Annotated in this window: 15 protein-coding genes; 8 read left to right on the top strand and 7 right to left on the bottom strand. The window is 58.8% G+C overall.

The window, feature by feature from the left end; genetic code table 11:
• Window positions 1-180 precede the first annotated feature (180 nt).
• Entirely contained in the window at window positions 181-750 is a 570-nt protein-coding gene (locus HMPREF3142_RS18090) for a VOC family protein (protein WP_008804239.1), read from the top strand.
• 76 nt (window positions 751-826) lie between these two features.
• The gene (gene cutC, locus HMPREF3142_RS18085) at window positions 827-1,570 is read left to right on the top strand and encodes a copper homeostasis protein CutC (protein WP_070612273.1); all 744 of its coding nucleotides are present in this window, start codon (window positions 827-829) and stop codon (window positions 1,568-1,570) included.
• 81 nt (window positions 1,571-1,651) lie between these two features.
• Here cutC and cmoB read toward each other — a convergent pair whose 3' ends face one another.
• From cmoB to HMPREF3142_RS18060, 5 genes are read right to left on the bottom strand one after another with little or no spacing between them, the layout of a single operon-like run.
• A complete protein-coding gene (gene cmoB, locus HMPREF3142_RS18080; RefSeq protein ID WP_008804241.1) occupies window positions 1,652-2,656 on the bottom strand; it encodes a tRNA 5-methoxyuridine(34)/uridine 5-oxyacetic acid(34) synthase CmoB in 1,005 nt (334 codons plus the stop codon).
• Entirely contained in the window at window positions 2,653-3,396 is a 744-nt protein-coding gene (cmoA, locus tag HMPREF3142_RS18075) for a carboxy-S-adenosyl-L-methionine synthase CmoA (RefSeq protein ID WP_008804242.1), read from the bottom strand. The genes cmoB and cmoA overlap by 4 nt, the downstream gene beginning before the upstream one ends.
• Before the next feature lie 39 nt (window positions 3,397-3,435).
• Entirely contained in the window at window positions 3,436-3,831 is a 396-nt protein-coding gene (locus HMPREF3142_RS18070; RefSeq protein WP_008804243.1) for an MAPEG family protein, read from the bottom strand.
• Window positions 3,832-3,883: 52 nt separating this feature from the next.
• Window positions 3,884-4,702 (bottom strand): DUF72 domain-containing protein, encoded by an 819-nt coding sequence (locus tag HMPREF3142_RS18065; RefSeq protein WP_012967677.1) that lies wholly within the window; start codon window positions 4,700-4,702, stop codon window positions 3,884-3,886.
• Window positions 4,699-5,265 carry a hydrolase gene (locus HMPREF3142_RS18060; RefSeq protein ID WP_070612272.1) on the bottom strand — a complete coding sequence of 189 codons (567 nt, stop codon included), beginning with the start codon at window positions 5,263-5,265 and terminating at the stop codon, window positions 4,699-4,701. Before HMPREF3142_RS18060 ends, HMPREF3142_RS18065 begins: the two co-directional genes overlap by 4 nt.
• 267 nt (window positions 5,266-5,532) lie before the next feature.
• On the opposite strand from HMPREF3142_RS18060, the gene aspS reads away from it, so the two are divergent.
• The 6 genes from aspS (at window position 5,533) to ruvB (ending at window position 10,799) form a co-directional block, all read left to right on the top strand.
• Window positions 5,533-7,320: an aspartate--tRNA ligase gene (gene aspS / locus HMPREF3142_RS18055; RefSeq protein WP_008804246.1), complete on the top strand. Its 1,788-nt coding sequence runs from the start codon at window positions 5,533-5,535 to the stop codon at window positions 7,318-7,320.
• Between the two features lies 1 nt (window position 7,321).
• The gene (gene nudB / locus HMPREF3142_RS18050) at window positions 7,322-7,765 is read left to right on the top strand and encodes a dihydroneopterin triphosphate diphosphatase (protein WP_002911477.1); all 444 of its coding nucleotides are present in this window, start codon (window positions 7,322-7,324) and stop codon (window positions 7,763-7,765) included.
• A 27-nt stretch (window positions 7,766-7,792) separates the two neighbouring features.
• On the top strand, window positions 7,793-8,533 hold the full coding sequence (locus HMPREF3142_RS18045) for a YebC/PmpR family DNA-binding transcriptional regulator (protein WP_002911459.1): 741 nt from the start codon (window positions 7,793-7,795) through the stop codon (window positions 8,531-8,533).
• 34 nt (window positions 8,534-8,567) lie between these two features.
• Window positions 8,568-9,089 carry a crossover junction endodeoxyribonuclease RuvC gene (gene ruvC / locus HMPREF3142_RS18040; RefSeq protein WP_008804247.1) on the top strand — a complete coding sequence of 174 codons (522 nt, stop codon included), beginning with the start codon at window positions 8,568-8,570 and terminating at the stop codon, window positions 9,087-9,089.
• 79 nt (window positions 9,090-9,168) lie between these two features.
• Complete coding sequence (gene ruvA / locus HMPREF3142_RS18035) at window positions 9,169-9,780, top strand: Holliday junction branch migration protein RuvA (RefSeq protein ID WP_002911454.1); 612 nt, start codon at window positions 9,169-9,171, stop codon at window positions 9,778-9,780.
• An 8-nt stretch (window positions 9,781-9,788) separates the two neighbouring features.
• On the top strand, window positions 9,789-10,799 hold the full coding sequence (gene ruvB / locus HMPREF3142_RS18030) for a Holliday junction branch migration DNA helicase RuvB (protein ID WP_012541250.1): 1,011 nt from the start codon (window positions 9,789-9,791) through the stop codon (window positions 10,797-10,799).
• A 63-nt stretch (window positions 10,800-10,862) separates the two neighbouring features.
• Here the strand turns inward: ruvB and znuB are convergent, their stop codons facing one another.
• Window positions 10,863-11,648: a zinc ABC transporter permease subunit ZnuB gene (gene znuB / locus HMPREF3142_RS18025; protein WP_008804249.1), complete on the bottom strand. Its 786-nt coding sequence runs from the start codon at window positions 11,646-11,648 to the stop codon at window positions 10,863-10,865.
• Window positions 11,648-12,367 carry a zinc ABC transporter ATP-binding protein ZnuC gene (gene znuC, locus HMPREF3142_RS18020; RefSeq protein ID WP_229531798.1) on the bottom strand — a complete coding sequence of 240 codons (720 nt, stop codon included), beginning with the start codon at window positions 12,365-12,367 and terminating at the stop codon, window positions 11,648-11,650. Before znuC ends, znuB begins: the two co-directional genes overlap by 1 nt.
• Between the last annotated feature and the right edge of the window lie 88 nt (window positions 12,368-12,455).

Raw genomic sequence — 12,455 nt, 5'->3', positions numbered from 1 at the left:
GACAAATTAGGGCGGGAGTATACTGCATTTGTCCCCGTCCGTCAGCATTGCGCGCGGCGCGGCGGCGTGCGCAATCCATCGCCGTTCAGTTGCCCATCAGCAGGGCGGCGGTTGGTCCGCAGACCGAAACACGGTAAATTACCTTTTCATTACTGACGAGCATCATTGACGAGCAAACCCATGGCAAACTGGCAGCAAATTGAACAACTGGCCGATATTACGGCGGATCTCCCGCGATTTTCCGATGCGCTTCAGCGCTTCACTGCGCGACTGGGACTGGAGATCGCCGGGCTCGACGCCGACCATATCTCCCTGCGCTGTCATCAGAATACCACTGCGGAACGCTGGCGCCGCGGTCTGGAACAGTGCGGAACCCTGCTGTCGGAGAATATGATCAACGGCCGGCCCATTTGCCTGTTCAAGCTGGCGGAGCCGGTCTGCGTGGCGCACTGGCGCTTCCATATCATTGAGCTGCCGTGGCCGGGTGAAAAGCGTTATCCCCATGAAGGCTGGGAGCATATTGAAATTGTCCTGCCTGGCGATCCGGCAACCTTAAATGCCCGCGCGCTGGCGCTGCTGGCCGATGATGGACTCAGCCAGCCGGGGATCGTCGTCAAAACCAGCTCGCCGAAAGGGCAGCATGAGCGTCTGCCGAATCCCACCCTGGCGGTGACCGACGGCAGCGTGACGGTGAAATTTCATCCGTGGTCGATTGAACAAATCGTCGCCAGCGAGCAAGCTGATACGTAACAGTGTGAAGCCGCGCGGCGTCTGCCGCGTGAAATCATGACATGCTGCAAAGGTTGTCTGGATCAGGGAGAGAGGAATGGCGGTACTGGAAGTGTGTTGCTACAGCATGGCGTGCGCTCGGGAGGCTGAGCGCTGCGGCGCCGATCGTATTGAACTCTGCGCCGCGCCGCAGGAAGGGGGATTAACACCCTCTTATGGGGTGCTGGTCTCGGTCCGCGAGGCGATTACCCTCCCGGTGCATCCGATCGTTCGCCCGCGCGGCGGCGATTTCTGCTACACCGAACAGGAGTTCGCCGCGATGCTTAGCGATATCCGCATGGTGCGGGAGCTCGGTTTTCCCGGGGTGGTGACCGGCGTACTGAATGCCGATGGCCAGGTCGATATCCCGCGGATGAAAAAAATAATGGCCGCGGCCGGGCCGCTGGCGGTGACCTTTCATCGCGCGTTCGATCTGTGTGCCGACCCGCGTCAGGCCTGGAAGACGCTGGGTGAGCTGGGGGTTAAACGTATCCTGACTTCCGGTCAGCAATCCTCGGCGGAGAAAGGTATTTCATTAATTACGGAACTTATTGCCGCAGGGGATACTCCAATCATTATGGCCGGTGCGGGAGTGCGCGCCGCGAACTTGCCGCTGTTGCTGCAGGCGGGGGTGAAAGAGGTTCATAGCTCTGCAGGCCAGTGGTTGCCATCGGAGATGCGCTTTCGTCATCCAGGCGTTTCGATGTCAGCCGATCCCGATGCGGACGAATACAGGCGCTACGCCGTCAATGGCGAAGCGGTGGCGGAGATGAAAGGGATTATCTCCGCCTGGAGAAGTTAAACGGTTTTTTGCTGCACATCATGTCGCCCAATATGATGATTGCCCGTACCAGGCCCCTGCCCATTAAACAGGGGCCTTTTTTTATCTCGCTTTTTTTGCCAGCGACTGCTGCGTTTCCGGTTTGGTGGCGATAATCACCGCGCGCAGCGGAGCCGGATACCCCTCCACGGTTTTGCGCTGATCCTGCGGGTCGAGGAAATCGGCCAGCGATTCACTGGTCATCCATTCGGTGCGCCGCTGCTCATCGGTCGAGGTGACGCAGGCATCGACGATGCGCACATCGATAAACCCGCACTTCTCCAGCCACATTTTCAGGGCCGCCGCCGAGGGAATAAAATAGACGTTGCGCATCTGCGCATAGCGGTCGCCCGGAACCAGCACCGTATTTTCATCCCCTTCGACCACCAGCGTCTCCAGCACCAGCTCGCCTCCCGGCGCCAGCTGATCTTTCAGCTGCCACAGATGGTCCAGCGGCGAGCGGCGGTGGTAGAGCACGCCCATCGAGAACACTGTGTCGAAGGCCTCCAGCGCCGGCAGCTGCTCGATGCCCAGCGGCAGGAGATGCGCCCGCTGGTCGTTGCCGAGCAGCTTACGCACCGCTTCAAACTGGCACAGGAACAGCTGGGTGGGATCGATGCCGACCGCCAGATGCGCGCCGGCGCCGATCATTCGCCACATGTGATAGCCGCTGCCGCAGCCCACGTCGAGGATAGTCCGCCCGGTAAGATCGGACAGGTGCGGCAGGACGCGCTCCCATTTCCAGTCGGAACGCCATTCGGTATCGATATTAATGCCGTACAGCGAATAAGGCCCTTTGCGCCACGGCATCAGGTTTTTAAGCAGGTTTTCTACCCGCAGCTGATGGCCTTCGCTGAGCGGAGTTTCGCTCTCGGCGGTGACGCTGTGCAGGAGATCCAGACGCCACGGCGTTAATTCCGGAAGAAACTCAACGGCGCGCTCCCATTCGCGAAACTTGCCGTGCAGGGCCTCGCGCTGCCAGGCGGCTACCTGAGCTGGCAAGGTTTCCAGCCAGTGAGATAGCGGGCTTTTGGCGATCAGCTGATAGAAATTACTGAAGTCGATCATGCCTGCTCCCCGGATTTTACTGCCACCAGCGAGCCAAAGTTAAAGCACTGGAACCACAGTTCGGCATGTTCAAACCCAGCCTGACGCAGGCGGGCTTTATGGGTTTCCACGGAGTCCGTCAGCATCACATTTTCCAGCATGCTGCGTTTCTGGCTGATCTCCAGCTCGCTGTAGCCGTTCGCGCGTTTAAAATCATGATGCATATTGAACAGCAGCTCGCCGACGTGGGCGTCTTCGAAGCTGAATTTCTCCGAGAGCACCAGCGCGCCGCCCGGATTAAGCCCCTGATAGACTTTATTGAGGATCGCCTGGCGATCGCCCGGCTCAAGGAACTGAATGGTAAAGTTCAGGATCACCAGCGAGGCGTTTTCAATGGCCACATCGCGGATATCCCCTTCAATGACCTCGACCGGCGTCGGCGCTTTATAGGCGTCAATATGGCGACGGCAGCGCTCTACCATCGCGGGAGAGTTGTCGATGGCGATAATGCGACAGCCCGGATGACTAATATTGCGGCGCACAGAGAGGGTGGCGGCGCCCAGCGAACAGCCAAGATCGTAAACCTGGGTGTTGGGCTGAACGAAGCGCTCGGCCAGCATGCCGATCATCGAGATGATATTGGAATAGCCGGGCACTGAGCGCTGGATCATATCCGGGAAGACTTCAGCAACCCGTTCATCAAAGGTCCAGTCGCCGAGGCTGGCAATCGGCGCGGAAAAAAGCGTATCGCGGTGAGACATAACGTTAAACCCGAAAAAACGAAAACGGCGTATTGTGCGCTAACGGAGGGAGAAAACCAACTCCCAGGGCATATACCAGAGGTTGGCCAGCACCATCAGCAACAAGGCGCACCAGGTGGCGCTCATGCCGGAGCGGCGCCAGTGGTAGACGCGGTGATGAAAACCCCAGGAGTGCATCAGTCGCCCGACAATCAATAAAATGCCGCAAACGTGCACCATCCAGGTCTGGGCGCCGTTCATCTCCATAAATAACAGCAAAATGAGGCCAATCGGCACATATTCGACGGCATTACCGTGAACGCGGATGGCGACCTGTAGCTCGCTAAAGCCGCCGTCACCGTAGCCTACATGGTATTGGGTGCGTAACCGCACCACGTCGAACGAGAACTTCACTAACAATAACGCACCTAAAACGGCATACAGCGCGCTGACCATACGAAAACTCCCTTTAACTCTGGCAGATGGCTCCGATTATGATAGCAGGATATCAGAAAAGGGAGGATTGCTGCGGAATCGACGGCGCATTTCCTGCCGCCGGCAGGGCGGTGCGCAGATCGCTCCACAGCGTATCGACCAGCGTCGGCGCGTAAGCAATGTCTGGGGTATGCAGGAACAGCCACGGGGTGCCAGACTGATGCCACTTCGGCAGGGTCTGCAGCCAGACGCGAAACAGTTCCCGGTTGTGGGCCATGTCGTCACCGCCGATAAAGCGTACCATCGGCTGCCGGGCGGTCATCACCGCATGTACCGGCACTTTGGGTTTCTTTTTCTGCGCGTCGATCATCGCCGGACTGGTGGCCGCAGCGCTGTGGACCGGGCGGCTATCGAGGATCACGCGGTTAACGTTGCGCTCGTGCAGCCCGCGGTTGAGCTGCTGTTCCGCTTCGCCTTTGGCGAAGAATTCGGGGTGACGAACCTCGACGCCGTAGGTGAAATCCTTCGGCAGCCCGTCGAGAAAATGCCATAGCGCGGGGAGATCGCGAGGACCGAAGGTCGCCGGCAGCTGCAGCCAGTACTGGCCGATGCGCGAGGCCAGCGGCGCCAGGCGGGCAAAAAATTCACTGCTTAAATCGTCGCAATGACGCAGGGCGGCCTGGTGCGAGATGGTGGCCGGGAATTTAAAGCAGAAGCGGAAGTCATCATGGGTTTGTTCATACCAGCGGGTGACAATCTCCGGCTTCGGTAGCGCATACAGGGTGGTGTTACCCTCCACGCAATTGAAGTGGCGGGCGTACTCTTCAAGGCTGGTGATGCCAAGGCGCACCCATTTCGGGTGCGACCACTGGGGAAGCCCAATATAAATCATAGCGCGGCGAGGATCTCCTCGGTGCTGCGCACCCGACCGATGCGCGGGAAAATATGCGTCATGCTGCCCTGATGCTGCTCGGCGGAGGCGGCGCTGCAGGCATCTTCGGCGATGACCAGGTTAAAACCCAGCTCCCAGGCGTTGCGGGCGGTGGATTCGACGCCGATGTTGGTGGAGATACCGCAGAGAATAATGGTGTCGATACCGCGGCGGCGCAGCTGAAGCTCAAGGTCGGTGCCATAGAACGCGCCCCACTGGCGTTTGGTCACTTCGATATCGCTCTCCTGCTTACCCAGCGTGGCCGGGTAGGTCCACCAGTGTTCAGGCAGCGTATGCGCCCCGGCCTGAGCGTCGACAGGCTGTTTCAGCGCTTCGGCGAAATCGGACGACCAGCCGACGCGGACCATGATGACCGGTGAACCCTGTTGTCGACACTTGTCTGCCAGGCGAGCGGCACGCGCCACCACCTCGTCAGCCCGATGTGGTCCGCCGGCGAAAGGCAGAATACCTTCCTGCAGATCGATCACCACCAGCGCCGTTTTTTTTGCATTGAGTTCTAACATGGTATCCCCGTATCTTCTTCTGTTGTCAGGCGGCTACAATACCTGCGCGGCTTCAGCAAAAGGGTAACAAATATTGTTAATTTATGTGAGTGTAGACGTTAAGCGCGCAGCAAAGCAGCGTACATCGTGCGTCGGACTTATCGAACGACAGAATTTCCAGTATAATAGCCGCCTTTTTTCATTCAGTTGTGACATCAGCTAAAGCTGCGACCTCGTCGCCTGCAGGGCAGACGACAATCCGCCGACGGCTAAGTTAAGGGATATCTCATGCGTACAGAATATTGCGGACAGCTTCGACAGTCCCACGTTGGGCAGCAGGTGACTCTGTGTGGTTGGGTCAACCGCCGTCGCGATCTCGGTAGCCTCATTTTTATCGATATGCGCGACCGCGAAGGCATCGTTCAGGTGTTTTTCGACCCGGATCGTGCGGATGCGTTGAAATTAGCCTCTGAACTGCGTAATGAGTTCTGCATTCAGGTCACTGGCACCGTCCGCGCGCGTGAAGAGAAAAACATCAACGCGGACATGGCCACCGGCGCCATCGAAGTGCTGGCCTCCGATCTGACGATTATTAACCGTTCAGAATCGCTGCCGCTGGACTCCAATCACGTCAACACCGAAGAAGCGCGTCTGAAATACCGCTACCTCGACCTGCGTCGTCCGGAAATGGCGCAGCGTCTGAAAACCCGCGCGAAAATCACCAGCTTTGTGCGCCGCTTTATGGACGACCATGGCTTCCTCGACATCGAAACTCCGATGCTGACCAAAGCCACCCCGGAAGGCGCTCGCGATTACCTCGTGCCTTCCCGCGTGCATAAAGGCAAATTCTACGCGCTGCCGCAGTCTCCGCAGCTGTTCAAACAGCTGCTGATGATGTCCGGGTTCGATCGCTATTATCAGATCGTTAAATGTTTCCGCGATGAAGACCTGCGTGCCGACCGTCAGCCTGAATTTACCCAGATCGACGTGGAAACCTCCTTTATGACCGCGCCGCAGGTGCGTGAGATCATGGAAGCAATGGTGCGTCAGCTGTGGCTGGAAATTAAAGGCGTCGACCTGGGTGATTTCCCGATCATGACCTTCGCCGAAGCCGAACGTCGCTATGGCTCCGATAAACCGGATCTGCGTAACCCGATGGAGCTGGTGGACGTTGCCGATCTGCTGAAGTCCGTCGAATTCGCGGTCTTTGCCGGCCCGGCCAACGATCCGAAAGGGCGCGTGGCGGCCCTGCGCGTCCCGGGCGGTGCCTCTCTGACCCGCAAGCTGATTGACGAATACGGCAACTTTGTGAAGATCTACGGCGCGAAGGGGCTGGCCTATATTAAAGTGACCGAGCGTGCGAAAGGCATGGACGGGATCAACAGCCCGGTGGCGAAATTCCTCACCGCTGAGATCGTGGAAGCGATCCTCGAACGCACCGGCGCGCAGGACGGCGATATGATCTTCTTCGGCGCCGACAACAAGAAAGTGGTGGCGGACGCGCTGGGCGCGCTGCGTCTGAAGCTCGGTAAAGACCTGAGCCTGACTGACGAGAGCAAATGGGCGCCGCTGTGGGTGATCGACTTCCCGATGTTCGAAGACGACGGCGAAGGCGGCCTGACGGCGATGCACCATCCGTTCACTTCGCCAAAAGATATGACCGCGAACGAGCTGAAAGCTGCGCCGGAAGAGGCCGTAGCGAACGCCTATGATATGGTCATTAACGGTTATGAAGTCGGCGGCGGTTCTGTACGTATTCACCGTGGCGACATGCAGCAGACCGTATTTGGTATTCTGGGCATTAATGAACAAGAGCAGCGTGAAAAATTCGGCTTCCTGCTGGATGCGCTGAAATACGGTACGCCGCCGCACGCGGGTCTGGCGTTCGGTCTTGACCGTCTGACCATGCTGCTGACCGGTACCGATAACATCCGCGACGTTATCGCCTTCCCGAAAACCACCGCCGCGGCCTGTCTGATGACCGAAGCGCCAAGCTTCGCCAATCCGGCTGCGCTCGGTGAACTGGGTATTCAGGTTGTGGAGAAAGAGGCGAAAGCGTCTCTGGAGAACAAGTAATATGTCATTTAAGCTGCCCGTTTCGGTGCTGGTGGTGATTTACGCCGAAGATACGAAACGGGTGCTGATGTTACAGCGGCGCGACGATCCCGCGTTCTGGCAGTCGGTGACCGGCAGCCTGGAAGCAGGAGAGACCGCGCTGCAGGCCGCCGCGCGTGAAGTAAAGGAAGAGGTCGCCATTGATGTTGCCTGCGAGCAACTGACCTTAATTGACTGTCAGCGCACGGTGGAGTTCGAGATATTTTCTCATTTGCGTCATCGCTATGCGCCGGGTGTAGAGCGCAATACAGAATTCTGGTTCTGTCTTGCGCTGCCTCATGAGCGGGAGATTACCTTCACCGAACATCTGGCCTACCGCTGGGTCAGCGCGACGGAAGCCGCTGCGCTGACCAAGTCGTGGAGCAACCGGCAGGCGATTGAAGAATTTGTAATTAACGCCGCCTGAAAGGGCGCGCTTTTTGGAGAGTTTTTTATGGCAGGTCATAGTAAATGGGCCAACACCAAACACCGCAAAGCGGCACAGGATGCTAAACGCGGTAAAATCTTTACGAAAATCATTCGCGAGCTGGTGACTGCGGCGCGTCTGGGCGGCGGCGATCCGGCTTCCAACCCGCGCCTGCGTGCGGCCGTTGATAAAGCGCTGTCAAACAACATGACGCGCGACACCCTGAACCGCGCCATCGCGCGCGGCGTCGGCGGTGATGAAGACGCGAACATGGAAACCATCATTTACGAAGGCTATGGCCCTGGCGGTACCGCGGTAATGGTGGAATGTCTGTCCGACAACCGTAACCGTACCGTTGCGGAAGTGCGTCACGCTTTCACCAAAACCGGTGGTAACCTCGGTACCGACGGCTCCGTGTCCTACCTGTTCAGCAAGAAAGGCGTCATCTCCTTCGAGAAAGGCGATGAAGACACCATTATGGAAGCGGCGCTGGAAGCTGGCGCAGAAGACGTGGTGACCTATGACGACGGCGCCATCGACGTCTACACCGCGTGGGAAGAGATGGGCGCCGTGCGCGACGCGCTGGAAGCCGCTGGCCTGAAAGCCGACGCTGCCGAAGTCTCGATGATCCCGTCCACCAAAGCGGATATGGATGCCGAGACGGCGCCGAAGCTGCTGCGTCTGATCGATATGCTGGAAGACTGCGACGACGTGCAGGAAGTGTACCATAACGGCGAGATCTCCGACGAGGTCGCGGCCACCCTGTGATGCAGTCGCATCCACGGTTAACCGGAGGCGCGTGATGGCTATTATTCTCGGCATTGACCCGGGGTCGCGCGTCACCGGTTATGGCGTGATCCGCCAGGTCGGACGGCAGTTGAGCTACCTTGGCAGCGGATGCATCCGCACCAAAGTGGACGATCTGCCGTCGCGGCTGAAGCTGATCTACGCCGGGGTGACGGAGATCATCACCCAGTTTCAGCCCGACTATTTCGCCATTGAGCAGGTCTTTATGGCGAAGAACGCCGATTCGGCGTTAAAGCTTGGGCAGGCGCGCGGAGTGGCGATCGTTGCAGCGACCAATCAGTCGCTGCCGGTGTTTGAATACGCCGCCCGTCAGGTCAAGCAGACCGTTGTCGGGATCGGCAGCGCCGAAAAGAGCCAGGTTCAGCACATGGTGCGCACCTTGCTCAAACTGCCTGCCAATCCGCAAGCGGATGCGGCGGATGCGCTGGCGATTGCCATCACCCATTGCCATATCAGCCAGAATGTTGCTCAGGTCAGCGAGACCCGGCTCAATCTGGCGCGAGGGCGCTTACGATAATCGCAAATCAGGCTGGATATCTATCCAGCCTTTTTTTATGATACCGCCAGATACTTAGACCATAACGCAGGAGCCCCATGTGATAGGCAGACTCAGAGGCATCATTCTCGAAAAACAACCCCCGCTGGTGTTGCTGGAAACGGCGGGCGTCGGCTATGAAGTGCATATGCCAATGACCTGCTTCTATGAGCTGCCGGAGGCCGGTCAGGAGGCGATAGTCTTTACCCACTTTGTGGTGCGTGAAGATGCCCAGCTGCTGTATGGTTTTAACAACAAACAGGAACGTACGCTGTTTAAAGAGCTGATTAAAACCAACGGCGTGGGGCCAAAGCTGGCGCTGGCGATCCTCTCCGGCATGTCGGCGCAGCAGTTCGTCAATGCCGTTGAGCGGGAAGAAGTCGCCTCGCTGGTGAAGCTGCCGGGGATTGGCAAAAAAACCGCAGAACGCCTGATCGTCGAGATGAAAGACCGCTTCAAAGGGCTGCACGGCGACCTGTTCACTCCGGCGGCCGATCTGGTGCTGACCTCGCCGGCAGGCCCGACGGCAGATGATGCCGAACAGGAAGCGGTTGCCGCGCTGGTCGCGCTGGGCTATAAACCGCAAGAGGCCAGCCGGATGGTAAGCAAGATCGCCCGTCCGGACGCCAACAGTGAAACGCTAATCCGCGAAGCGCTGCGCGCCGCGTTGTGAGGTAAGGGATGATTGAAGCAGACCGGCTGGTATCGGCAGACAGCAGCGGCGCAGAAGAGGCCGTTGACCGCGCCATCCGCCCAAAATTGCTGGCAGAGTATGTCGGCCAGCCGCAGGTGCGCTCGCAGATGGAGATCTTTATCCAGGCGGCGAAACTGCGCGGCGACGCCCTCGATCACCTGCTGATTTTTGGCCCGCCTGGGTTGGGGAAAACCACCCTGGCGAACATTGTCGCCAATGAGATGGGGGTGAATCTGCGCACCACCTCCGGCCCGGTACTGGAGAAAGCGGGCGATCTCGCCGCGATGCTCACCAACCTCGAACCGCATGACGTGCTGTTTATCGATGAGATCCATCGCCTCTCGCCGGTGGTGGAAGAGGTGCTCTACCCGGCGATGGAAGACTATCAGCTGGATATTATGATTGGCGAAGGTCCGGCGGCGCGCTCCATCAAAATCGATCTGCCGCCGTTTACCCTGATTGGCGCCACCACCCGGGCCGGTTCATTGACCTCTCCGCTGCGCGACCGCTTTGGCATCGTGCAGCGTCTGGAGTTCTATCAAATACCCGATCTGCAGCATATCGTCAGCCGCAGCGCCCGCCATATGGGGCTGGAGATGAGCGACGAAGGCGCGCTGGAAGTGGCCCGTCGTTCACGCGGCACGCCGCGTATTGCCAACCGTCTGCTGCGCCGGGTGCGCGACTTCGCGGAAGTGCGCCACGACGGCAGCATCTCTGCCGACATTGCTGCCCAGGCGCTGGATATGCTGAATGTCGATGCGGAAGGGTTCGACTATATGGACCGTAAACTACTGCTGGCGGTGATAGATAAATTCTTTGGTGGGCCGGTGGGGCTGGATAACCTCGCCGCCGCGATCGGCGAAGAGCGGGAAACCATTGAAGATGTGCTGGAGCCCTACTTAATTCAGCAGGGTTTTCTGCAGCGTACGCCACGGGGAAGAATGGCGACGGTGCGCGCCTGGAATCATTTCGGGATCACGCCGCCGGAAATGCCCTAGTTCGCGACGGATGTGTCGTTCATTATGAGGCCCGGTCAGCAGCGCGACCGGGCTTTTTCATTTTCAGCTGGCGGCTTTTTTTGTCATGCTGAGAATAAACAGCACGGCGGCGCACAGCACCACCGACGGCCCGGCCGGGGTGTCGTAGAAGGCCGAGAAGGTTAACCCGCCGGTAACGGCCAGCATGCCCACGCCCACTGCCACGGCGGCCATCTGCTCCGGCGTGCGGGCAAAACGGCGGGCGGTGGCGGCCGGGATAATCAGCAGGGAAGTGATGATCAGCGCGCCGACGAACTTCATCGCCACGCCGATAGTCAGAGCGGTGACCAGCATCAACAGCAACTTCACGCGCTGCAGCTTCACGCCATCGACAAACGCCAGATCCGGACTGATGGTCATCGCCAGCAGCGGTCGCCACTGCCAGAGCAGGATACCAATCACAATCACTACGCCAATGGCGATGGCAATCAAATCCTGCGGCGTCACTGCCAGCAGATCGCCGAACAGGTACGCCATCAGATCGACGCGGACGTTAGACATCAGACTGACCACCACCAGCCCCAGCGACAGTGCGCTGTGCGCCATGATGCCCAGCAGGGTATCGATCGCCAGATGGGGGCGTTTTTCCAGCCACACCAGCCCGCCGGCCAGCAGCAAAGTCACGGCGATCACCGCATAAAACGGATTGATGTTAAGTAATAAGCCAAAAGCGACGCCGAGCAGCGACGCATGCGCCAGCGTGTCGCCGAAATAGGACATGCGGCGCCAGACCACAAAGGAGCCCAGCGGACCGGCGGCGCAGGCCAGCATCATCCCGGCCAGCCAGCCAGGTAACAGAAGTTCAATCATTAGCGGCTGTTTCCCCGACGCAGTACAATTCGCCCCTGAAGGTCGTGGCGGTGATTATGGTGGTGGCGGTAAATCCCCAGCTGTTCCGCGCCGCGCGGGCCGAACATGGAGATAAACTCCGGATGCATGGAGACCACCTCCGGCGCGCCGGAGCAGCAGATATGCTGGTTCAGGCACAGGACTTCGTCGGTTTTGGCCATCACCAGATGCAGGTCGTGCGATACCATCAGCACTGCGCAGTCCAGTTCATGGCGCAGCTGGTCGATAAGATCGTAAAGCGCCACCTGGCCATTGACGTCAACACCCTGGGTCGGTTCATCCAGCACCAGCAGCTGTGGGCGGTTGAGCAGGGCGCGGGCCAGCAGTACGCGCTGGGTTTCGCCGCCGGAGAGTTTTTGCATCGGCGCGTCGATCAGATGCCCGGCCTGCACACGTTTCAGTGCCGGCAGGATGTCGTCTTTGCGGGTACCTGGGCGCAAACGCAGGAAGCGGCTGACGGTCAGCGGCAGCGTGGCGTCAAGATGCAGCTTCTGCGGCACGTAGCCAATCCGCAGGCGGTCTTCCCGCTTGATGACACCCTCTGTTGGTGCTACCAGCCCCAGAACCACTCGCACAAGGGTCGATTTACCGGCGCCGTTCGGGCCCAGCAGGGTTAATATTTTGCCTGGCGTGAGTGCCAGCGAAATGTCAGACAGCACGCGGCGTTGGCCAAAGGCCACCGACACATTTTCCAGCGTAACAAGGTTTGTCATAGTAATTTAGGGTTGCACAAGCTAGTGAATGTTATAATATCACATCACATTCACT

The sequence above is a fragment of the Klebsiella sp. HMSC16C06 genome, assembly GCF_001808325.1.
GTDB lineage: Bacteria > Pseudomonadota > Gammaproteobacteria > Enterobacterales > Enterobacteriaceae > Klebsiella > Klebsiella variicola.
The sequence above is the reverse complement of the archived record's forward strand: the minus strand, read 5'-3'. Positions and strand labels throughout refer to the sequence as shown.

What these genes read in the sequence shown, in the direction of transcription:
- ruvB (WP_012541250.1), top strand. Translation starts at nt 9,789, where the DNA reads ATGATTGAAGCAGACCGGCTGGTATCGGCAGACAGCAGCGGCGCAGAA.
- HMPREF3142_RS18060 (WP_070612272.1), bottom strand. Translation starts at nt 5,265, where the DNA reads ATGTTAGAACTCAATGCAAAAAAAACGGCGCTGGTGGTGATCGATCTG.
- ruvC (WP_008804247.1), top strand. Translation starts at nt 8,568, where the DNA reads ATGGCTATTATTCTCGGCATTGACCCGGGGTCGCGCGTCACCGGTTAT.
- cmoA (WP_008804242.1), bottom strand. Translation starts at nt 3,396, where the DNA reads ATGTCTCACCGCGATACGCTTTTTTCCGCGCCGATTGCCAGCCTCGGC.
- HMPREF3142_RS18045 (WP_002911459.1), top strand. Translation starts at nt 7,793, where the DNA reads ATGGCAGGTCATAGTAAATGGGCCAACACCAAACACCGCAAAGCGGCA.
- aspS (WP_008804246.1), top strand. Translation starts at nt 5,533, where the DNA reads ATGCGTACAGAATATTGCGGACAGCTTCGACAGTCCCACGTTGGGCAG.
- cmoB (WP_008804241.1), bottom strand. Translation starts at nt 2,656, where the DNA reads ATGATCGACTTCAGTAATTTCTATCAGCTGATCGCCAAAAGCCCGCTA.
- HMPREF3142_RS18065 (WP_012967677.1), bottom strand. Translation starts at nt 4,702, where the DNA reads ATGATTTATATTGGGCTTCCCCAGTGGTCGCACCCGAAATGGGTGCGC.
- HMPREF3142_RS18070 (WP_008804243.1), bottom strand. Translation starts at nt 3,831, where the DNA reads ATGGTCAGCGCGCTGTATGCCGTTTTAGGTGCGTTATTGTTAGTGAAG.
- znuB (WP_008804249.1), bottom strand. Translation starts at nt 11,648, where the DNA reads ATGATTGAACTTCTGTTACCTGGCTGGCTGGCCGGGATGATGCTGGCC.
- cutC (WP_070612273.1), top strand. Translation starts at nt 827, where the DNA reads ATGGCGGTACTGGAAGTGTGTTGCTACAGCATGGCGTGCGCTCGGGAG.
- nudB (WP_002911477.1), top strand. Translation starts at nt 7,322, where the DNA reads ATGTCATTTAAGCTGCCCGTTTCGGTGCTGGTGGTGATTTACGCCGAA.
- HMPREF3142_RS18090 (WP_008804239.1), top strand. Translation starts at nt 181, where the DNA reads ATGGCAAACTGGCAGCAAATTGAACAACTGGCCGATATTACGGCGGAT.